The 22685-nt window shown below is 59.4% G+C and carries 14 protein-coding genes and 1 pseudogene; 14 read left to right on the top strand and 1 reads right to left on the bottom strand.

Annotated elements, in window-relative coordinates:
- Positions 1 to 28: 28 nt before the first annotated feature.
- Positions 29 to 2629, bottom strand: a complete 2601-nt coding sequence (locus HKD27_RS10595) for a TonB-dependent receptor plug domain-containing protein (protein ID WP_370544264.1) — start codon at positions 2627 to 2629, stop codon at positions 29 to 31.
- Between the two features lie 395 nt (positions 2630 to 3024).
- On the opposite strand from HKD27_RS10595, the gene HKD27_RS10590 reads away from it, so the two are divergent.
- The 14 genes and pseudogenes from HKD27_RS10590 to HKD27_RS10525 all read left to right on the top strand — a co-directional run bounded on the left by HKD27_RS10590 (position 3025) and on the right by HKD27_RS10525 (position 22331).
- Positions 3025 to 4653 carry a TIGR04028 family ABC transporter substrate-binding protein gene (locus HKD27_RS10590; protein WP_194689572.1) on the top strand — a complete coding sequence of 543 codons (1629 nt, stop codon included), beginning with the start codon at positions 3025 to 3027 and terminating at the stop codon, positions 4651 to 4653.
- Positions 4650 to 5612: an ABC transporter permease gene (locus HKD27_RS10585; protein WP_194689573.1), complete on the top strand. Its 963-nt coding sequence runs from the start codon at positions 4650 to 4652 to the stop codon at positions 5610 to 5612. The genes HKD27_RS10590 and HKD27_RS10585 overlap by 4 nt, the downstream gene beginning before the upstream one ends.
- Positions 5609 to 6424: an ABC transporter permease gene (locus tag HKD27_RS10580; RefSeq protein WP_194265257.1), complete on the top strand. Its 816-nt coding sequence runs from the start codon at positions 5609 to 5611 to the stop codon at positions 6422 to 6424. The genes HKD27_RS10585 and HKD27_RS10580 overlap by 4 nt, the downstream gene beginning before the upstream one ends.
- Positions 6421 to 8031 (top strand): ABC transporter ATP-binding protein, encoded by a 1611-nt coding sequence (locus HKD27_RS10575; protein WP_194689574.1) that lies wholly within the window; start codon positions 6421 to 6423, stop codon positions 8029 to 8031. Before HKD27_RS10580 ends, HKD27_RS10575 begins: the two co-directional genes overlap by 4 nt.
- A gap of 166 nt (positions 8032 to 8197) precedes the next feature.
- Positions 8198 to 8420: pseudogene (locus HKD27_RS10570) on the top strand (IS3 family transposase); the annotation flags it as partial.
- A gap of 671 nt (positions 8421 to 9091) precedes the next feature.
- Complete coding sequence (locus tag HKD27_RS10565; protein ID WP_062495524.1) at positions 9092 to 10339, top strand: LysR family transcriptional regulator; 1248 nt, start codon at positions 9092 to 9094, stop codon at positions 10337 to 10339.
- A complete protein-coding gene (locus HKD27_RS10560; protein ID WP_194689576.1) occupies positions 10336 to 11634 on the top strand; it encodes an MFS transporter in 1299 nt (432 codons plus the stop codon). The genes HKD27_RS10565 and HKD27_RS10560 overlap by 4 nt, the downstream gene beginning before the upstream one ends.
- A complete protein-coding gene (locus HKD27_RS10555; RefSeq protein ID WP_081107241.1) occupies positions 11631 to 14024 on the top strand; it encodes a TonB-dependent receptor in 2394 nt (797 codons plus the stop codon). Before HKD27_RS10560 ends, HKD27_RS10555 begins: the two co-directional genes overlap by 4 nt.
- Complete coding sequence (locus HKD27_RS10550; protein ID WP_194689577.1) at positions 14011 to 15384, top strand: MFS transporter; 1374 nt, start codon at positions 14011 to 14013, stop codon at positions 15382 to 15384. The genes HKD27_RS10555 and HKD27_RS10550 overlap by 14 nt, the downstream gene beginning before the upstream one ends.
- Complete coding sequence (locus tag HKD27_RS10545) at positions 15381 to 16901, top strand: aromatic amino acid lyase (RefSeq protein ID WP_194689578.1); 1521 nt, start codon at positions 15381 to 15383, stop codon at positions 16899 to 16901. The genes HKD27_RS10550 and HKD27_RS10545 overlap by 4 nt, the downstream gene beginning before the upstream one ends.
- Positions 16902 to 16923: 22 nt before the next feature.
- The gene (locus tag HKD27_RS10540) at positions 16924 to 18246 is read left to right on the top strand and encodes an amidohydrolase family protein (RefSeq protein WP_197436610.1); all 1323 of its coding nucleotides are present in this window, start codon (positions 16924 to 16926) and stop codon (positions 18244 to 18246) included.
- Positions 18243 to 19496 carry a Zn-dependent hydrolase gene (locus HKD27_RS10535; RefSeq protein WP_194689580.1) on the top strand — a complete coding sequence of 418 codons (1254 nt, stop codon included), beginning with the start codon at positions 18243 to 18245 and terminating at the stop codon, positions 19494 to 19496. Before HKD27_RS10540 ends, HKD27_RS10535 begins: the two co-directional genes overlap by 4 nt.
- A gap of 54 nt (positions 19497 to 19550) precedes the next feature.
- Entirely contained in the window at positions 19551 to 20663 is a 1113-nt protein-coding gene (locus HKD27_RS10530; RefSeq protein WP_194689581.1) for a DUF917 family protein, read from the top strand.
- A gap of 3 nt (positions 20664 to 20666) precedes the next feature.
- Entirely contained in the window at positions 20667 to 22331 is a 1665-nt protein-coding gene (locus tag HKD27_RS10525) for a urocanate hydratase (RefSeq protein WP_194689582.1), read from the top strand.
- Positions 22332 to 22685: the final 354 nt, after the last annotated feature.

The raw sequence follows: 22685 nt of genomic DNA, 5'->3' as shown, positions 1-22685 counted from the left end.
CCTCAAAAGAATTAAATGAAAGGGACAATCAAAAGACATATCCAACCTTCGCATAGTAATATCCGCCTTCATATCCACCAGGAGCGGTCATCGGATACTTGATGGTTCCCTGGGTTTCGGAGAGTGTGCTCTCCTTCACCCGGGTCGGAAATTTGTTGAACAGGTTGTTGGCCCCCGCAGTCAGGGTAAAACCGTGCCCAACCCGTGCACTGAACGCAATGTTGGTCTGAACCTGCGGGCGGATATGCGTCCAGGTCGAGGACGGGTCACCGCTGTAGTTGATCCATTCAACCCCGGCATAACGCTGTTCCTGCACATACACATCATACCGTCCCTTGGACCAGTTCAGGGCAAAGGACTCCTTGTTCTTGGGAGAAGCCCTCAGGAGATTGTTGCGCGAGAGGCTGTCGTAATACGTTTGCCCCAACTGCTGCAGAACCGCGGGTGTGGCAGCATAGCGGGTGACTTCCGTATCAGCCACGTTGGCCTGCACACTTCCGATCAGCACACCCCAACGCGGCGCAAGCGGAAACTGATAGCTCAGCTTGGCCGTAAAGCCGTTGGTTGTCGTATTGCCGATATTGGTCATGTAATTGACGAATATCCTGTCCGTCGGGCTGCTGGTAATGCCCTGGGCGTAAAGGAATTCGTTCATCTGGGTTCCGGAAAACTCCGTGGTGCTTTCGATCCGGTCATTGATATCGATGCGATAGCCATCCAGCGAGAGATGAAGCGCATCGAGCGGAGACCAGTCGAACCCGATATCATAACTGCGGGATGTCTCACCTTTAACGCCCGTAGCACCCAGAAGCCTGGCCACCGGGTCGAATGACGAAAGATTCTCCGTCACCTGCCCCGGACCGGTAGATGTTGCATTGTAATGAACGGCGCCCAGAGTGGGCGCACGATAACCCGTGTTGACACTGGCACGCAGCGCAAAACGCTTGCTGAAATTATACCGCATCCCGATAGAGCCGGTCGGCGCTGCTCCCTTGTCGGAATAGCTGACAGCCCGCCCCCCGATCGTCATTTCCCATTTTTGCGTCAGGAACAGATCCAGTCCAACGTGCCCGTCGAAAATATCCCGTGACCAGTTGCCGGCATTCTGGGGTTCGAACCCGGCATACCCCGCTGCACCGGAGCTTGGCTGGACACCCGTCTGCCCGACAAGCACGGGCCCGGTCGCCCAGGACTGATAGTCGCCCTGGCCGATCTGATAGGTATCGTGCCGGTACTCAAGGCCAAAATTCAGCTCCGCAGGTTTGGCGAGACGGGGAATATCGAATTTCTTCGAGAACTTCGCCCCGCCGATCAGCTCGGATGAAATAAGCTGGCCCTGATGGAAACTTGTCTGACTATCAACGCCAAATGTCGGGTTCTCATCATTTTCAACATCTTCGTTCACCCGCTCACGGCCGAAGGAAACATACGTGTTCCAGGCCAGCCCTTCGCGAAGGACGCCACGCAGACCACCATTGACCTGAAAATCCAGCTCATCAAATGTTTCGATTGGAGAATATCCGTTCGGATAAAGCTCGCGTGTCGTATTGTTGTTGGCCGGACCACGGAAAAACCCGACACGATCCGTCGAACGATGCGCCAACGTTCCGGTCGCATAGCCCTCCACCTGATCCGTAATGGGGATATGCCCGTTGAAGCTGAACACTTCCGCAAGAGATTTGCTGACACCTTCGACGCGATTGACGTCCTGCCCGACGCGACGCTGCATCTCCGCATCCTGCGGCAGAGAATAGAGATTGGCCGTATTCAGGGCATCACGATGACTGGGAAGCTGGTTCAGAACCTGCCAGGCGATATCGATACCACCACCCTGATTGCCAATCCTGCGTTCAATGTCACCATAAGCCTCAACGGCCTGGCCATCCCCAGCGTAATATCCACTGTTCATGAGATTGACGGTGCCGCCATTTCTGGCACCGGATTTAAGAACAATATTAATGGCGCCCCCGATGGCATCCTGCCCGTAAAGAGCCGTGGCGCCTTCCGTAATGATTTCGATATGATCGATTGCACTGAGGGGAATCAGACTCAGATCCGCCGGCTGGGTTCCCTTCGCTGGGCCGTCTCCCCAGTTTCCGATGGCGCTGATATGACGCCGGACGCCATTGACCAGAACGAGAGTTTCATCGGCATTCAGGTTCCTCAGGATGACAGTCTGGGTCGGGGTCGTGGAATAGGCACCCCCGCCCCCGCCCGGTGGCGCGTTCAACTCCGGGGATGTCTGCTGCAACGCAGCAATGACATTGGTCTGCCCGGTCTGCAGAAGCTGTGCACCCGTAACGGTCGCAACCCGCACCGTACTTTTCGTCGGCGTGGAGACCCGAAACGCGGAGGCAACATTCTCCCGACTTCCCCTGGCCACGACCTGTTCCACAGATCCATGATCTTCCACATCCCTGGCGCGAACGGGATGCAATTCCACTCCAGAAAGCGTCTGGCGCATGGACACATGACTTTCAGGGCGCGCCTGCGTCACGTCAGCAGTCCTGCGACTTTCCTTGTGACTTTTCCGGACCGCCGCTTCATCATCGGTTGGTTTTGCCCCATCCGATGCAGCAGCCAGAGGCGCCATGCCCAGGGACAGAAGCAGGGTGGTAGCAAACGTCACAGGGCGTAAGCCTGCATACTGCAGGCGATCATAACTCCGTCTGTACAGCATCTCTATTTCACTACCAATAATGATGTTATGTCAGGCACGAATCACCAGACAGAAAAGTCCGTAAGAAGTCCTGATACATAAAAAACATTTTCGCAAGTTATTAATTAATTACTACTATTATTTTTAGTTTTTTTAAAATTCCGCACAAATCCAAGGATTTCGTTCCCCAACAAGGCATAAAAGGAGCGTGGCGCATCTGAAACAGACAGGAAATTTTTCTGATTCCGTAGCCAACCCCTGTCCATAATTATCATTTCAAGATAGCATATTCCCAATTAACACGAATATTTTTTGTTAATTATAAACCTCTTTCTGCCTGCGACCTCATCATTCCGAAGGTAAAAATGCCGGTTCCCGCTGCCTCACCTTTCCGGTCGCTGCCCGCAGGTCTGTTTGTCCTAGCCTGCGCGCTTTCCATATCCGGCGCAAAAGGTCATTCCCAGGACGGAACCATCACGTATCTGGACCCGCAGGAGCATACGAACCTTTATCCTCCCGCTGGAGGATTTTATCCCAATGGTGGAATTCTGAGCCAGATTACCGACCGTCTGACCTGGCAGGACCCCCAGACGCTGGAAATCAGGCCATGGCTGGCAACGGACTGGTCCATGAACGAGGATGATACGGAATACACGTTCCATATCCGTCCCGGTGTCACGTTCTCGGATGGATCGCCGCTTGACGCGCGGGCCGTAGCCCTGAATTACCAGACCTATGGAAAAGGCAATCCGGCGCTGCATTTTCCTGTTTCAGAGGCGATCAGCAATTTTGATCGCGCGGAGGTCATTGATCCCCTCACCGTAAGGTTTCACTTCACCCAACCCGCGCCCGGCTTCCTGCAGGCCACCTCCGTTCTGGGATCGGGGATCGTCTCATCCGGCACCCTGCATCACTCTTTCGACGAACTGGGAACGGCCACCAACATCATCGGCTCCGGACCCTTCATCGTCTCGGCAGATATTCCAGGCAAAGAAGTCGTTCTTTCTGCCCGCAAGGACTACATCTGGGGTCCGGAGAACCGCCCGGCGCGGGCAAAGATGGACCAGATCAAGATTCTGGTCGTGCCTGAAGACAGCATTCGCGTCGGCGCCCTTCTGGCCGGTCAGGCAGATATCATCCGTCAGGTCGAAGCATATGACGAAGAGCAGATCAGACATGCCGGATACAGTCTCCATGCGCCCTCGACCCGTGGTGTAAACACGGGCATCGCCTTCCGTCCCGATAATCCTCTTGTGGCGGATATCCGCGTTCGCAAGGCCCTTTTGCACGGAACGGACCGACAGGAAATCGTCTCTGTTCTCTATTCGGAGAACTATCCGCTGGCACGTTCCGTGCTGTCGTCGAAAGCCGCCGGATTTGTCGATCTTTCGGAGGAACTAAAGTTTGATCCGGGTCTTGCCGGTCAACTGCTCGACAGCGCCGGATGGAAACTCGGCGAAGACGGCCTACGCTACAAAAACGGCCACCCTCTGCGTCTGGGAATTCATATCTCCCTCCCTCACCCGCAAGACAAGACGATGCTCGAGCTCGTGGCGCAGCAATGGCGACGGCTGGGTGTCGAACTCGATATCATGTCCGGCTCGGCCGCAGGTGTATTGCTCGACAACCTTGATCCGCAGAGAACCCCTCTGACTGTTTCGGAAGTCGGACGGGCAGATCCTGATGTACTGAAAAGCGAGTTCTTCCCCAGAAACCGGGATGCCCTTCTCCAGAAGGGTGGGCAAAGCAGCAAGGTGCAGCATTTTCAGGACGAGACCCTGAACGCAATGCTGCTCGATATCGCCTCCCAAACCGATCGCGCCGAACGTCTGAAACAGGTCGTTGCGGTGCAGGAATACCTGATCGACAAGGCTTATGACATCCCGCTTTTCGAGGAACCGCAGGTTTATGCCTCCTCTCCCAGGCTGACGGGTCTCGGGTTCGAGGCCGTTGGAAGACCCGTCTTTCAGAATGTGGAATTGAACCGCCCATGAGCAGTTTCCGTCATGCCGGCATACAGTTCATCCGCGCCATCCTGATCCTGTGGGGGGCTTTTACGGTGACGTTCTTCCTGCTGCAGATGATGCCCGGCGATGCCGTCATGGTCCGGTTCATGGATCCCGAGCTTGGCCTCTCTCCCGATCAGATCGAAGCCATGCGCGTTCTCTACAGCGGCTCTTCAAGCCCCGTGCTCCAGTATTGCCATACCATCCTGCGGATGCTTCACGGAGATTTCGGGTATTCCGTCCAGCTCGGCGTGCCTGTCCGGACCCTGATCGCAGCCGCATTGCCCGTCACCCTGCGTCTGGCCGTGGTGGGTTTCATCCTTTCGCTTGTCTGGACGCTCCTGATCGCCACAGGCGCCAGCCTTCTTCCGGCTCGCCCGCTGCGTCAGGCTTTTCAGGCGATTCCCGGATTCTGGAGTGCAATCCCGCTGTACTGGTCGGGGATATTCATCATCCAGATCCTGTCCTTTAAACTCCGTCTTCTGCCTGTTGTGGGCGTAGGCCCCTGGGAAGGAATCATTCTTCCCGCCCTTGCCGTCAGCCTGCCGATCGCAGCTCCCCAGGCCAAACTCCTGCTCCAGCAGATCGAGGAAACCGAAAGACTGCCCTTCGTCATGGCAATCCGCACCAAGGGGGCCAGTCAGGAATCCGTCTTCTTCCGGCATATCCTGCCCAATTCCGTCACACCGTGTCTGACGATGGCCGGTCTTTCCTTCGGTGAACTGATTGCCGGAGCCATCGTGACGGAAACCATCTTCGGACTGAACGGACTGGGACGCCTGACCCGCGACGCCGTATCCGGACAGGATGTCGCGGTCCTGCAGGCTGTTGTCATGATCGGCGCCACAGGCTTCGTGACCGCCAATCTGGCGGTTGACCTCCTGATTCCCCTGATCAATCCGAGCCTGCGTTCCTCAGCGGCATGGAAGGAAAAATCCGGATCATGAAGCGTTTCGCACCCCTCGGCCCGGAAAGCGTCCTCTCCATCGGGGTTCTTGCCGTTTTCGGGCTGGCCATCCTGTTCCCGTCCGCCCTGACCCACAGCGATCCCACGACAGGCGTTGCAAAGGACCATCTTCTGGCCCCTGACTGGGCACACTGGTTCGGAACAGATCAGCTCGGCCGCGATGTTCTGACGCGTATCATCTATGGAGCACGGGAAACGCTGCCCGCGGCGCTTCTGGCAACCCTGACGGGCGTGGTTCTCGGCGCTTTCATCGGCGGCCTGGCAGCCCTGTCCGCGCCGGTTGTGGACGGGGCTCTCTCAGGCGTCATCGACGTACTTCTCTCCATTCCGGAACTTCTTCTGGCGCTGACCGTCGTGATCCTGACGGGTTTCGGCCCCCTCCATGCCGCTCTGGCCGTTGGCATCAGCCAGACCGCAAGCTTTGCACGGATCATCCGCAACCTGGTCCGCAGTCTCCGCGCCATGCCCTATATCGAAGCCGCGCGCCTGTCGGGAACGGGGTTTGGGGGCATGATCTGGTGGCACATCCTTCCCAATGCGTTTCGCCCGGTTCTGGGACTGACTGTCCTGCGCTACAGCATGGCGATCCTCTCCCTCGCTACTCTCGGCTTTCTCGGCTATGGCGCGCCCCCTCCAACGCCGGAATGGGGACTGATGATTGCGGAAGGACGCGACTATCTGGCGACCGCCTGGTGGATGACCACATTTCCAGGTCTGGCCCTGCTGACCGTCGCATTCGCCACAAACCGCCTGAGCCACGCTATGACACGCCCGAGAGAGGATCAGCCATGAACACGCAGCATCCTGTTCTCGATATCAGTCACCTTGGCATTTCCTATGACGGGAAACCGGCCGTGGAAAATATCTCCTTGCAGACATTTCCCGGCCGGACGATGGCGCTGATCGGGGAATCCGGGTCTGGGAAATCAACCATCGCCAAAGCGATCATCCAACTGCTGCCACCCAGCGCCCGCCTTACGCACGGCACCATCACCCTGAACGGCATCTCCCTTACGGACGCGACACCACGCGGCCTGAATACCATTCGCGGCCGCCAGATCGGCTTTATTCCGCAGGATCCTTCCAGTTCGCTTGATCCGCGTCTTCCCGTTGGCAGGCAGATTGAGGAGGTACTCCGTCTTCATACCTCCCAGAGCCGGGCGGAAAGACGAGGACACGTCCTTCACCTGCTGGAGCATGTCGGCTTTTCCGAACCCGAACGTCGCTTTTCACAGTTCCCGCATGAGCTGTCCGGCGGCATGAAACAGCGCGTGCTCATTGCAATTGCCGTGGTGCTTGCCCCTGCGCTCATCATTGCCGATGAGCCAACAAGCGCACTGGACGTCACCATTCAGAGCCAGATCCTGGACCTGCTTGACCGCCTGCGGGAAGAAAGCGGATCCTCCGTGCTGATGATCACGCATGACCTTGCCGTTGCACGGGATCGCGCACACGACATGATCGTCCTGCAGCACGGCCGGATCGCAGAGCAGAACACGACCCGCTCTCTGTTTGAGAGTCCCCGGTCTTCCTATACCAGAAAGCTGCTTGCGGATTCTCCTGCTTTCCACTCACGTCCGGCAACACCCGCTCGCTTTGTTTCAGGCATGCGGCCGGCCATTCAGGTTAAAGATCTTACAGTCGCATACGGGTCACAAACTGCTGTCAGCCACCTCTCATTCGACGTACAGCCCGGAACGACGCACGGTATTATTGGAGAGTCAGGCTCCGGCAAGACGACGCTCCTGCGATGCCTGATGGGCCTCATATCTCCACAATCCGGCTCAGTTCATGTCAACGGCAAAGACATCTTCTCCGAAACATCCGCAGAACGCCGCCAGCGTCTGCGGAACATGCAACTCGTTTACCAGAACCCCTGGAGTTCCCTGGATCCACGGCTGACAATCCGCCGGATCATTGAAGAGCCTCTGCGCAATTATTTTCCTGAAGGCCAGGCCTGGCGCCAGACACGTCTTCATGAGCTTCTGGAACGCGTGCATCTGCCATTGCATCTTCTGGAGCGGTATCCGTCGGAAATATCCGGTGGCCAGTGCCAGCGCGTTGCCCTGGCGCGCGCATTGGCGGCCCAACCTGACATCCTTGTTCTGGATGAATTCGTCTCCGCACTGGACGTAACAGTGCAGGCCCGAATTCTGGAGCTTCTGTCCGAATTGCAGAAAGAACTCGACCTGACATTCGTGTTCGTTTCTCACGATCTGGCCGTTGTCAGGCAGATTGCCGATACGCTTTCCATTATCCGGTATGGGAAACAGGAGGAATACGGTGATGCGGAACAGATTTTCAGAAAGCCTGCCTCTCCTTACACGCAGACACTGCTCCAAACTATTCCCGGGCAAAAACAGAATGGAAACCAGCCACAAAAATTCCTAGGCTCATAATTCATTGATTTTTCGATACGATTTTGATCCAGACTCTGTAAGGAGGCTGAACACGAGAAACCTGTATTGGCTAACGGATACCCAGATGAATCGTCCGCGGCCCTTTTTCCCCAAGAGCCTCGGGCAACAGCATAAGCTATAATCCGACCTGAGAGAGAACAGGTTTATGAGCAACGTTACAGCGGTCCAGGGAGAACAGACGCTGGCGACGTTGGCATCGAACGACAACGTGCATCAGACGATGATTGCGCAGTGGAGCCGCCAGGCGATCGAGGGGATGGCGGTGACTTTCTCCGGCCAGCCACCGGTTGAAGCGGTGGTCAGCCCCGCTGATGTAGAAAAGCCCCATTCAAAGAGTGGACAGTTAGGTCGAACGGGATTTTTTCACATGGCAATATGCGTTGCCTCAAAGTGCCCAACTTCGTGGCGATTACGCACAGGTTCGGACGAGCGTTCTGCACCATAAAGCCGCTTGTACAGAACCACGCTGGAGATATTGAACTTCAGATGCAGCTTCTGTGACCGATCCTACAATATCTGGCACAAGTATTCGCATACAGCAGGTAACGCAGCATTCAGAGCGCCTCACGTTCCTGTATGGCAGGCTGGCACGATGATCTGCCGTGAACCTTCGGACACGATGGCCCCTTCACGCATTTGCCGAAGACGACACGGAAAGAGCAGGCCATTGTCTGTATCCACTTCGCCAACCCACCGGTTTCAGGCTGGATAACCTGACATTCATCATGTGGTATTTTCTCCCACGCCTGAGCCGTGGCCAATGTCTGACGTATCCTTCACAACACTGACCCTGGACAGAAAGCCTTCCCGCCGGAACAGAGACAATCCTGTCAGTAAAGCCCATCGCGGTTTTCTAAAAATGCTCTCAAATGCCGCCGTCTGAGTGGGATATGCTTTGTTTTGCACAAGATATGCATCTTGGCACTTTTTTATTGCAGTGCCGTGACGACAGTGTTCTCATACAATTCCGTTAGTTAATTCTCGTATAGAACTAAATACAATAGTTCTATACGGCATGCTTTTGCGAGACCGGTCCTCCATGGAACTTACAGCGCTTACATATTTTGTGGCTCTGATTGATACCGGATCTCCGGCACAGGCAGCACAAGCTCTGGGGGTGAGTTCTTCCACGGTCAATCATGCTGTTCTGACCCTTGAACAGTCCATGGAATCTCCACTCCTCCTGCGCACATCCAAGCGTCGGCATCCTGAAGCGGTTCCAACCGCTTGCGGCCAGAGCCTGTATCGATCCGCCACAGCGCTGCTGCTCTGGAGCAGCACATTCGTCTCGCTTGCTGAAAATACGTCTTTCTCCTCAACGGAATCGCCGACACTTCCCGAGCTCAGGGCTCTGCTTCAAACCGGCCTGACGCTTCGCATGATCGGGTATTTCCTGACCGTCTGCGAACTGGGCAGCGTCGCAAAGGCGGCCCGCAAGTTGTCCATCTCGCAACCCACTCTCTCCCGTCAGATCCGGAAGCTGGAAACAATCCTGAACCGTGAACTGCTGATACGCTCTCCTTTCGGAGTGCGGCTTGTTCCGGCCGCCCGGATGCTGATGGAAGGCTGCCAGCGAGCGGACCAGATCTATCGCAGTATCATGAGAGACGAGAATTTCAGCTATTTTCGCCAGTTCCGGACACTGCGACTGGCCTCCATGATGCCTTCCAGCAGTGACAGTTCCCTTACGCTGACACTGGCCAGGCTTGTCCGTCTGTGGCGTGAACGCCGCTATCAACCCACCCTGACAGTCTCCACACTGGCGGCGCCGACCATGGTCGAAGGTCTGCTGGGAGACGTCTATGATGCAGGCCTGACCGACCTCCTGGATATTCCTCCAAATCTTGATCACATGGATCTGGAAACATCCGGACTGCATCTCGTTTTCAGTCGGGATCGCGCGCCGGCCGGTTCTACGCTCACGAGCCTGATCGAAGGGGAGACCCTGGCCATACCTGCCTTCGGCACGGGGTTGCGACGCCTGACCGACCAGTTCCTGCAACACTCCGGGACGGTTCCTGCATCCCTTTTTGAAACACAGTCGCTTTCCCTCATGCTGCGGCTCGTCATTGACGGAACCTGCTGCGCCATCATGCCGGCCGGATCTTTCCGGTCGCAGGACGTGGACTCCCTGCCGCTGCCCGCGCGCTATCGCATGACCACGCGCCTGATCTGGAAGAAGACCCATTCAAACCCTGCCAGCATCGAACGTCTGAAGTCCTGCCTTCTGGAAAACCGCCGGCGCTCTGGCGCGGAGAACGGTCGTCCACGGAAATCCGCAGCATGACAGTCATTCCGGCCATTCCGGGCTGGCGGCGACGTCTGAGCGTCTCCCTGCTCGTGATGGCAGGCTGCATCAGCTACATCGATCGCGCAGCCCTCTCCATCGGCAACACCGCCATCATGTCCAGCATGCACATGTCCTACACCGGCATGGGCTGGCTGCTGTCCGTCTTCGCCTGGGCCTATCTCGTCAGCCAGATTCCCGCAGGACTTCTGGCGGATCGTCTGGGAGGACGGATGCTGCTCGGGGCCGGTCTGTGCCTGTGGTCCTGTGCACAGATCGGCTTCGGACTGATGCAGGGCGTAGCGGGGCTGTTCGTATGCAGAATCCTGCTCGGCGTAGGAGAGTCCCCGCTTTTTCTGGCGGGGACACGCGTGCTCGTACGCTGGTTCCCGCCTGCGGAAAGAGGAACGGTCATCGGGCTTTTCAACGGCTCGGCGGCCCTCGGGCCAGCGCTTGCTCCTCCCCTGCTTCTGACCATCATGGCATTCCAGGGATGGCGCGGCATGTCCGTCAGCATTGGCATCCTCAGCCTGCTGCTCGGGCTGCTCTGGGTGCTCTATTACCGCGATCCGACGCGCACGGCGTCCGCCCCGTCGCCGCCGCCCTCCATCCTGCGCGATGATCTGGGATATCTTCTGCGCCAGCGCTCCAGCTGGATCGTGACTGCCGGTTTTGCAGGCATCATCTACCTGACCTGGCTGTATGCGACCTGGCTCCCGGCATGGCTCCAGTCCACCTATCATCTTACCGCCACACAGGCCGGGCTGCTCTCGGCTCTTCCCCAGATCTGCGGTTTTGCCGGCAACCTGACGGGCGGGGTGCTTTCAGACCGTCTGATGGCGCGGGGCATGGGGCGGCTGGACGCCTGCCGCCGTCCCCTCGTGATCTCGATGGTGGTGGCAGCCGTCATGACCGGGCTGACCGCGCTTGATACCGGACTGAGCATCTCGATGGTCTTCATGGCCGCCGCCCTGTTCGCGGGCGGGGTCGCCATGAGCGCGGGATGGACGCTCGGAACCGTCATTGCCGCAGAGCATCGCGTTGCGACGCTTGAGGCGATCCAGAACACGGGTGGCTCGCTTGGTGGCGCGCTGGCCCCTGTCATGACCGGCATCATGGTGGATCATTTCGGATCCTTCGCACCTTCGATGCTTGTTGCCTGCGGCGTTGGGCTGACCTGCGCCGCCATCTACCAGTTCGGACTTCGTGAAACGGATGCATCCGACCGCCACGCTCCTTTCTCCGTGTCCCCTTTCTCCCTGCCGGATCCGGCAAACCAAGGAACGATCAAATGATCACGCGACAGGCTCTCACGCTTTCAACCGTCCTCAGTGGCGTGGCAATGGTTCCCGCGCTCTTTCTGGGACTTGTTCCCAGTCCGGCCAGGGCAGCCGACACACCCGGCAAGGCACCGGAAGCGTCATCCGGAACGCCACATGCTTCCGTGGCTCCGAAAACTTCCAGAAAGGTGCCGGCAAAAAAGGAACCCCGGGTTCTCGGACAGGACGAAGCGATTACCGTCTTCGGTCATGGCTCCACACGCCAGATGACCAGCATCACGCACAGCATGATGCAGCAGAGCGCACCGGGAACCTCGCCGCTCAAGGTCCTGAGCCAGCTGCCCGGCGTCGTTTACCAGTCCGCCGATCCGTTCGGAGCCTATGAATATTCGAGCCAGATCTTCATGCGCGGTTTCAGCCAGTCCCAGCTCGGCTTTACGCTTGACGACATTCCGCTCGGCGACCAGCAGTTCAACAACTACAATGGCCTGAGCGTGACGCGCTCGATCATCTCCGATGATGTCGGGGGCGTGGACGTCTCACAGGGCGCCGGTGCGATCGACGTGGCCTCCACCAGCAATCTGGGCGGCGCGATCCAGATCCATTCCCTCGACCCCGCCCACAAGCGTGGCGGCACGGTCAGCCAGACCTTCGGCAGCAATTCCGCGATGCGCACCTATGTGCGGCTGGACAGCGGCGACCTCAACAAGACCGGAACGCGCTTCTACGTGGCCTATGCCCGCACGAACATGAACCTGTGGAAGGGGGGCGGCTACGATTATTCCGATCAGGTGAACGCGAAGATCGTCCAGCCGCTGGCGCGGGGATCCTCCATCAAGGCCTTCTTCGACTGGAGCTCGACACAGCAGTTCGACTACCAGGACATGACCATGAATTACCTGCATACGGTCGGTCCGAACCTTGCGAACTACTATCCGGATTATACAGCGGCCTATCAGGCAGCGCAGGGCATCTATCGCCCGGCGCTTCAGAAAACCAACGATCCGTATGACGCAGCCTATTATGCCGGCACGGCCAACCGCGTCGATTATCTGGGCGGCCTGACGCTGGACGAGAACTTCACCGACCGGCTGAACTGGAAGACCACGCTCTACGGTCACGCCGATACCGGCTACAGCACCTGGACCACACCTTACATGCCGTCCCCGAATGGCGCGCCGCTCTCACAGCGCATTCAGACGCCGGAAATCGCACGCGGCGGCTTCCAGACCGCGCTGACTTACAAGATTGCGCGTCATACGATCAACGCCGGCGTCTGGTACGAATACGGCAATTTCGACGAAAGCCGCTATTTCACCGAGGCCCCGGTTCTGGGACAGGGCACGCTTGGCAATCCGACGACGGGTTTCCCGACCAGCAAGGTTTTTGCCCAACCCTGGCAGGAAGCATTCTCAACCAATACATTCGTGTTCCACCTTCAGGACACCTACCGCATCACGAAGAACCTGACAGTCAATGCGGGCTTCAAGTCCATGATCGTCAATGCCGGGAACAGCGTTCCAACGCAGAGCCTCGCCATCAACGGCACGCAGATCGCGCAGGGACGGCTTGAGGCCTCCAATGCATTCCTGCCGCAGGTTTCGGCCAACTGGCGCTTCCTGCCGCATCATGAACTGTTCTTCGACGTCTCGCACAACATGCGCTCCTTCCCCGAAGACGGATACGGCACCAACGTCTCCGCAACGCCCTGGACATCCTCGCAGAGCGCTTTCCAGAGCACGAAGAACACGCTGCGCCCCGAAACCGACTGGGTCTATGAAGGAGGCTACCGCTACACGACGCCATTCCTGAGCGCCCTGGCCTCCCTGTACCGGATCAACTTCTCCAACCGCCTTCAGCTGATCAACAGCCAGTCGGGCATCAATCCGATCACGGCGGTCGAGAACGTGGGCGGCGTGACCACGAACGGTGCGGAAGCCAGCGTCACGATCCGGCCGGTCGACGGGCTGTCGATCTACAACTCGTTCTCCTACGCCCACTCCACCTACGATCAGGATGTCACGACTGCATCCGGTGTGGAGGCGACACGCGGCAAGCTCGTGCCGAACTATCCGCAGTTCATGTACAAGGGAAACATCACCTACCGCATCGGCGGCTTTGAGGTGCATGTCGATGGGACTTACCTGTCGAGCCGGCAGCTGACCTATACGAACGACCTGCACGTTCCAGGCTATTTCCTCGCCAATTTCGGGGCGCGTTACAATTTCGGCAATATCAGCGTCCTCAAGGGACTGACGGCAAGCCTGAACATCTACAATCTTGCCAACAAGACCTATGTTTCGACAACCAACGAGCTTGGCAACAATTTCGTCAATACCGGATACAACTACTTCCTGATGGGTGCGCCACGTCAGTTCTTCGGAACCGTCAGTGCCCATTTCTGAGAACAGGACGATACGCAGGCGGCTGATTGCAGCGGCCTGCGTGGGCAATCTTCTGGAATGGTACGATTTCGCGGTCTACGCGCTGTTCGCGCGCTATATCGCCGCTTCCATCTTCCACAGTTCCGACAGCTTTTCCCAGCTGGCCCAGAGCCTGATGGTCTTCGGGCTCGGAGCTGTGGTCCGTCCCCTCGGCGCCATCCTGATCGGGCGCTTCGCAGACCGGAACGGACGGGGGGCAGCGCTCACGATGACCTGTCTTCTGATGGGGATCGGAACGCTCATGATCGTCTGTGACCCGCCTTATGACACAGGGGGGCGCCTGTCCATCGTCATCATCTGCGTGGCGCGCGTGCTTCAGGGCCTGTCGGCAGGAGGCGAGATCGGGGGCGCCGCGGCTTTCCTGACGGAGCAGGCGGCGGCGGGTAGCCGGAGTATGACAGCATCGTTTCTTCAGGCAACGATGGGCCTGTCCAACATTCTGGGTGCCATGGTCGCAACCCTTGCCACACTGTGGCTCGATCCGGCACAGATGACTGCCTGGGGATGGCGGCTGCCCTTTGTTCTGGGGCTTCTGATCGTTCCCATGGGACTGTTCCTGCGGCGCGCGCCCGCTTTTTCCGGGGCCGCGACGATCCCGCGTCAGTCAGAAACACCGGTCCTGAAAACCCTGCTAAAGCAGTACCGGCCATCTCTGGGCATCACATTCGGAATTTCGGTCCTTTGGACTGCCGCCCCATATGCGCTGGTGATTTACCTGCCACTTTACATGCAGACTGCCTTCGGCGTTTCTTCCCATGTCAGCTATGCAGCCTATCTGACCGCGAATATTGTGCTAGTGATCACCTCACTGCTTTCAGGACGCGTGGCCGACCGATACGGCGCACGCAATGTCATGGTCTGCGGAATGCTGGCCGTGATACTGGCTCCGGCGCCGCTCCTGCTGCTGGCTGGAGCGTTCAGCCATCCGCTCGTCATCACCCTGGTCATGATGGTCCTGTTCGGGACGGTCGGGCTTTTTGCCGGAGCCGCTCCCGCAGGATTGGCCAGTCTGTTCGCGCCCGCAGTACGCGCAACCGGGATCGCGGCGCCCTACAATATCGCAGCAGCCATCTTCGGTGGCTTTGCTCCCATGGTCCTGACATTTCTGGGACCGGACTGGCATGGGGTGCCCTCTCCGGCACTCTATGTCCTGCTCGCGGCACTCCCGACCGGACTGGCCCTCTGCGCACCTTTGTGGCGTCAGACCGGCGACCACTTCCAGCCGGATAAAGCTATGGGACGTGCAACAGAAAGCATAACGCGTGACACCCCGGATGATGGGACAGTCAGGGAAGGATCACGGAAGGGAGAGCGGTTGTGAACGACATCACACTGACGGGCAGAACCCTGCCGCTCGCCGATCTGGTCAGCATTGCGGATGGCAGACAGGTCAGGCTTTCAGACGCCGGTCTGGAGCAGGTTCGTGCAGGCCAGACCGCACTTGGTGACGCACTGGCGCGTGGCGACGGCGTCTACGGAACGACCAGCATGGTCGGCGCCTTCAAGGACACCGTGGTGACACCGGAAGATCGTCCACATCATACATTGCGTCTCATGCGCTCGCATCAGCTTGGCATGGGAGCACCGCTGCCGGTCCGCACCGTCCGGGCCGCCATGGCGATCCGGCTGAATGGCATCCTGAGCGGCCATACGGGTGCGAGCCCGGATCTGGCCCGGGCGCTGGCACGTCTGCTCAACACCGGCATCACGCCGGTGGTTCCGGAATACGGCTCCATCGGCTGTGCGGATGTGGGTCTGATGGGGCATGTGGGTGCAGTCCTGATGGGCGAGGGCGAGGCTTTCGGGCCCGATGGAACGCAGCGGGCAACCGTCGCCCTGCTTGAAGAATCCGGAATCGCGCCTCTCGTTCCCGGCCCCAAGGACATGATGACCGTGCTGTCGAGCAATGCGCTCGGCGTGGCAGGGGTTGCACTGATCGTGGCGGAAGTCCGGGCACGGCTGCCGCTCTGGCTCGGGGTGTATACGATGTCCTGTGCCGGGTTCGGAGCGTTCCGGATTCCCTGGGAAGCCGCCCGGCGAACGGGAATGCCAACGGAACAGCGGATCGCCCGTTTTCTCGAACGCGTCAGCGGGGACGGTGGCTGGACGCCACGGAGGAACCTTCAGGACCCGCTGAGCTTCCGCTGCATGCCGCAGATTGGTGGCGCATTTCTGTCGGCGCTGGAGCGGGTGGAAACGTCCCTCGCCTACAGTTTCAGCCATTGCGACGACAATCCGATCCTGCTGGACGGGCGGGCCCTGACATCGGGAGCCTCACTCCCGCTGTCACTGGCGCTGGACGCGCAGGCCTTCGTACTGGCCCTGTGCCATTACGTCCGGGGCGTCCTGGGGCGCATTCTGGCGCTGTGCCGCAATGACCTGTCCGGTCTCTCGCGCAATCTGACGTTCGAACCGGGGCGGCAGGTCGCGTTTGGCGCCGCGACCAAGCTCGCTGCCGATCTGGCGACATCCATCCTGCGGGAGTCCACGCCGGCCTCGCTTTATCAGGTTCCCGTCGCCAACGGCTTTGAGGACGAGGCCAGCTATCTGCCGTCCATTGCCCGCGCGCTGCGGCTGCAATGCACGCTTCTTGAGCCTCTGGTGGCGCTGGAAGCGATGGCAGGCCGACAGGCCGTCCGGCTCTCGGGTGCCATGCCCGAAGGGCTGCCCGGCGCGATCATCTCGGCTCTGGCGCAGGACGTTCCCTGGCTCGACGACAGCCACGCGGTGGGCAAGGTGGTGCAGGCGACCGAAGCTGTTCTTGCAGCCTTCCCGCTTCCCCATGCCCCGGAATTCAACTCTTCCCAGTCTGACCCGATGGAGTACCTGTATGCATGACATATTGCTGAAAGGAACGGTCGTGACCCCCGCGGCCGTTCTGGACAATGGCTGGGTTGCCATTGATGGTGCCACGATCAGTCGTCTGGGTCAGGGGAAACCACCTGCGGCCCGCGAAGTGCATGATCATGGAACAAGCCTCATCCTGCCGGGCGGGATCGATGCGCAGGTACATTCGCGCTCCCAGAAGGGACAGGAAGACTTCATCTGGACCACCCGGGCCGCAGCGGCGGGCGGCATTACGACGATCGCCGACATGCCCTATGACGAGGGCTTTCTTGTCTGCACCGCAGACCGGCTGAAGCAGAAAGCCGCCGAAGCAGGGGAACAGGCCCGTGTGGATTTCGCCCTCTGGGGCACGATCGCACCGGGTGACAGCCTGCACCATATCGGCGAGATGGCGGCGGCCGGAGCCTGCGGGTTCAAGTTCTCGACGTTCGGAACCGATCCCAAACGCTTTCCGCGGATCCCGGCTGATCTTCTGGCGCGCTGTTTTGAGGCGGTGCGTGAGACCGGGCTGATTGCGGGCGTCCATAATGAGGACGATGAAATGGTCCGGGCGCGGCTGGCACAGGTGACGGAGGCAGGCATTACGGACTGGCGGGCGCACGGCCTGTCCCGTCCTCCACTGACCGAAACACTCGCAATGGCGCAGATCTACGAAACAGCGGCGGGCACGGGATGCGCGGCGCATGTGGTGCACTGCTCCGTGACCCGGGGCTATGCATTATGTGCGTCCTACCGCCAGCAGGGTTTCGAGACGACAGCCGAGGCCTGCATTCATTATCTGGTGCTGGACGAAGAGCATGACGTGGCCCGGCTGGGCGGCCGCGCCAAGATCAATCCGCCCGTCCGTCCGCGTGCAGAAGTGGAAGGGCTGTGGCATCATCTTGCCGCCGGGAACGTGACGGTCGTCTCCACCGACCATGTGTCATGGAGCCTGACCCGGAAATCTGATCCGGACATGCTGAAAAATGCTTCAGGCGCGCCCTCCCTTGAAGTCGTCTATCCCCTGTTCCTGACGGAACTGGGACGGCGAAACCTGCCCTGGACACATGCCGCACGTCTGCTGGCGGAAAATCCGGCCCGGCTGTTCCGCCTGACCGCACGCAAGGGCGGGCTTGCCGCAGGACGCGATGCGGACATCACGATCGCCCGTCACGAGGAATGGGTTTATGATCCGAAAGCCAGCGGCCATGCATTCGAGGACTGGAGCCCTTACGAAGGTCGGACCCTGGACTGGCGCATTTCCGAAACATGGCTCCGTGGCGAGCGCATTTTCGCAAATGGCGAGGTTCTGGCGAAACCGGGGCATGGCCGCTTCTTGAAGCCGGAGCAGCCATGAACGCCGCAGACTTCGTCCAGCCGGATCGTCTCTGGGCCGATCTCATGGCGCTTGCGGAGATCACCGACCCGGAGCGTCCGCATACCCGCCGCTCCTTTTCTGACCGATTCCTCGACGGACGACGCTGGCTGGAACAGCGCTTCACCGAAGCCGGGCTCACCTGCCATCTGGACGATGCAGGCAACCTGATCGGGCGGCGTACCGGGTCTGCTGCCGGGCTCGGGACCGTCATGAGCGGATCACATTCCGACACCGTTCCGGATGGCGGGCGGTTCGATGGCATTCTGGGCGTACTCTGCGCGCTTGAAGCCGCCCGCGCCTTGCGGGATGCGGGTCTGGTTCTGCGGCATGATCTCGAAATCGTCGATTTCCTCGCCGAGGAGCCAAGTGATTTCGGCCTGTCCTGTATTGGCAGCCGGGGCATGGCGGGAGCGTTAAGCACGGAACAGCGCGCCCTCGTCGCCCCGTGGGGAGAGACGCTGGCGCAGGCCATAATGCGGATGGGGGGGCGTCCGGACCAGTTGGACACGCCGCGCCGGACCGACCTTCGGGCCTTCCTCGAAGTTCATATCGAACAGGGTATCGTCCTGGAACAGGACAGGCTGCCGATCGGAGCCGTCACGGCCATTGCCGGCGTCACGCGTATCGAAATCCTTTTTGGCGGACGGGCGGACCATGCTGGCACGACACCGATGGACCGCCGGCAGGATGCCGCCGTGGCAGCGGCGTCTGTCATCACATTCGTCAGCCGGAGAGCAGGTGAACTGGCGCAGTCCGGTCAGGGACATGTGACGGCCACATGCGGGATCGTCGAGATCTCGCCCAATGCCTCCAATGTCGTGCCACGCTCAGCACGGATCGTGGTCGATATCCGGGTTTCGGAACGTGCCGTGGTCGAGGCTTTTCTGGAAGAACTTGAAGCCGCCTGCCACACGGCTGCCCCGGACGCTCATGTCCGGCTGGAGCGTTTCACCCGCCTGTCGGACACGAAGCCGGTCGCCTGTGATGCGGGCCTCGTTCGCATGATCGGGCAGGCTGCCGACCGGCTCGGGCTGAAACACCGCCTGATGGTGTCCGGCGCAGGACATGATGCCGCCTTCGTGGCCCGGCTGTGTCCGGCAGCCATGGTGTTCGTGCCGTGCCGTGACGGGCGCAGTCATGACCCGGAGGAGTGGTGCACACCGCAGGACGCCGCCAACGGTGCGCGCGTTCTGACGCAGGCTCTTCAGGACGTGGATCGGGATTTTTGAATGATGCGGTCTCCCTCGCGCAGGTGAGACGCAGGAAGACGGGAATGAAGCACTATGGGCAGAATACTGGTTGAAAAAGACGTGGAAGCCGCGATCCGTGGTGGATCGGTCTTCGCCTGTGGCGGCGGTGGCTGGGTCGAGCACGGGCGCATGCTGGGAACGGCAGCGGTCAATGCCGGACAGCCGGAACTCGTCTCCGCAGAAGAGATTGAGGATGACGCGATCATCGCCACCGCCGCAGCGATCGGAGCACCAGCAAGCACGACCGAATGGCAGATGCTGGGCGTCGATTACGTCAACGCCGTGAAGCTCGTGCAGAAGGAACTGGGCCAGCCGATCTATGGTCTCATGATCGGGCAGAACGGCAAGTCCAGCACGCTCAACGCCTGGCTGCCTGGCGCTATTCTGGGGACAAAGGTCGTTGATGCGGTCGGCGACATGCGTGCCCATCCTACCGGTGACATGGGCTCCATCGGGATGGCCAACTCACCGGAAACAATGATCCAGGCCGTTGTCGGCGGCAACAGGTCCCGCAACGCTTATATCGAGATGGTTGCGAAGGGGGCGACTGCCCGCATTTCGCCCATCCTGCGAACCGCCTCCGACATGTCAGGCGGCTTCATCGCATCCTGCCGCAATCCGCTTCCTGCGTCTTACGTCAAGCGCCACGCGGCATGGGGCGGCATTTCCCGCGCGCTTGCGTTGGGAGAAGCCATTCTCGCAGCATCCGGCAAAAGCGGAAGTGCCGTAGTCGACGCCATCCTGAAGACGCTCGACGGGATCATTCTCGCGCAGGGCAAGGTCAGCCGGAAATCGGTCACCTACACGCCGGAAGCGTTCGACGTTGGCACTATCACGGTCGGACAGGGAGCCTCTGCCGTGACCCTGCACGTCATGAACGAATACATGGCTGTGGAAGATGCGGACGGTCAGCGTCTGGCATCCTTTCCCGACATCATCACGACCCTCGCACCGGATGGCTATCCCCTGAGCGTTGGCGAGATCGAGGACGGCATGGAAATCCTCGTCCTGCATGTAGAAAAATCAAAATTTCCGCTTTCCTCAAGCGTTGTGGACCCGGCCGTCTACCCACCCGTCGAGCGCGCCCTGGGCATCGATCTGGCCAGCTATGCGCTCGCCCCCTCTTCCACTGGCAAGGACTCCTGAGACATGACCAACCGAAGCTTCGACGTCACGTCCGGCAACACACTGCGCTGTCGAGGATGGCGTCAGGAAGGGCTTCTCCGTCTTCTGGAAAACGTTCTGTCCGTCGGTGAAGATCCTGACAATCTTGTTGTCTATGCCGCTCTGGGCAAGGCCGCCCGGGACTGGCCGTCACATGATGCCATCGTGCAGATGCTGAAAACCATGCGCGATGACGAGACACTCATCGTCCAGTCTGGAAAGCCCATCGGCGTGGTGCGCACGCATGACCGTGCGCCGGTCGTGGTCATGGCCAACTGCAACATGATCGGGCAATGGGCCAAGGCGGAAGAATTCTACCGGCTGGAAAAGAAGGGCCTGATCTGCTGGAGCGGCCTGACGGCCGGCGACTGGCAGTATATCGGCTCCCAGGGCGTCATTCAGGGAACATATGAGATCTTCCGATGCATCGGTGAACGTCACTTCAGTTCGGACCTGTCCGGCAAGCTGATCCTGACCTCCGGCCTTGGCGGCATGGGCGGCGCACAGCCTCTCGCCGGGCGTCTGGCAGGCGCCGTAATCCTGTGCGTGGAAATGGACAGCGCACGCATCAACAAGCGCATGGAAGCCGGCTATCTGCAGCACCGGGCGGAAACACTCGACGAAGCCCTGAAACTGGTTGCCGAAGCCCAGCGCAGGGGCGATGGCTGTTCGATCGGCCTACTGGGCAATTCGGCAGACATCCTGCCCGAAATCCATGCCCGCGGCATCGTTCCCGACATCGTCACGGACCAGACATCCGCCCATGATCTGGTTTACGGCTATATTCCTGCCGGACTGTCCATCGAAGACGTTCAGGCATTCCGGGAAAACGAACCCGAAAAACTCGCCGGGCTTTCGCTGACGTCCATCGCCCGTCATGTGCAGGCCATGCTGGATTTCCAGTCCGCAGGATCGATCGTCTTCGACAACGGCAACCTGATCCGCACCCAGGCAAAAAAGGCAGGGATCGAGAATGCGTTCGACATTCCGATCTTTACGGAAGCCTATCTGCGGCCTCTGTTTGCACGCGCAATCGGACCGTTCCGCTGGATTGCGCTGTCGAACGATGAGAACGACATCCGCAGGATCGACGATTATCTGCTGGAAACATTCGCGGATAATCCGTCCGTCGTGAACTGGATCACACTGGCCCGGGCGCATGTGCCTTTCGAAGGGCTTCCGGCGCGTATTGCCTGGCTCGGTCATGATGCCCGCACACAGGTTGGCCTTGCCGTAAACAGGATGGTCCGTGATGGCGTGCTGGCCGGCCCGGTCGCCTTCACGCGCGATCATCTGGACGCTGGCGCGATGGCCCATCCGAACATCATGACGGAGAACATGAAGGACGGATCGGACGCCATTGCAGACTGGCCGCTGCTGAATGCCATGCTGGCCTGTTCCTCCCAGGCCGATCTGGTCGCCATCCATTCCGGGGGCGGCGGATATGCCGGGTACATGACCAGCGCAGGTATTACGATCGTCGCAGACGGCTCCAGCGAGGCAGACGAGCGGCTGCGGATCGCCCTGACAAACGACACCAGTTTAGGCGTAATGCGCTATGCCGATGCTGGTTATGAAGACGCTTACGATGAGGCAAAGGATCGTGGCATTCGCTGGTTAAACCTGAAGGAACGCAAAACCGTTGATTGAAACCGTAATATCCTGATTGGGGCTCTGGCGGCATTGAATTGTTAGCTATGACAGGGCACGGCTTGAGATGCAGCTTTTTCCTATGGATCTTCGAGACAAAGCCCAACTTGCCTGTAAAGGATTCAGCGGCTTTTGAGCGATATACCGTGTCCGCGCTGCCAATGTACGCACTTCCTGTAGATTTTCTTATTCCAATAGGACTTTCACGAGTGCCCATTCTCTTCAGCCCGATTACGCCAGAGCACGCCCGTATCTGGAGCAGATGGTTACGGGTGTAGGTCACCCCCGCTTTGAACCTGCGGGTGCCAAGGCATTGAAATGATGGGGGATTTGATAGGCGTCTGGTGCTTGGCA

The sequence above is a fragment of the Gluconobacter sp. R75690 genome (assembly GCF_015244525.1).
Lineage (GTDB): Bacteria > Pseudomonadota > Alphaproteobacteria > Acetobacterales > Acetobacteraceae > Gluconobacter > Gluconobacter potus.
This window is presented reverse-complemented; position numbering and strand designations above follow the sequence as displayed.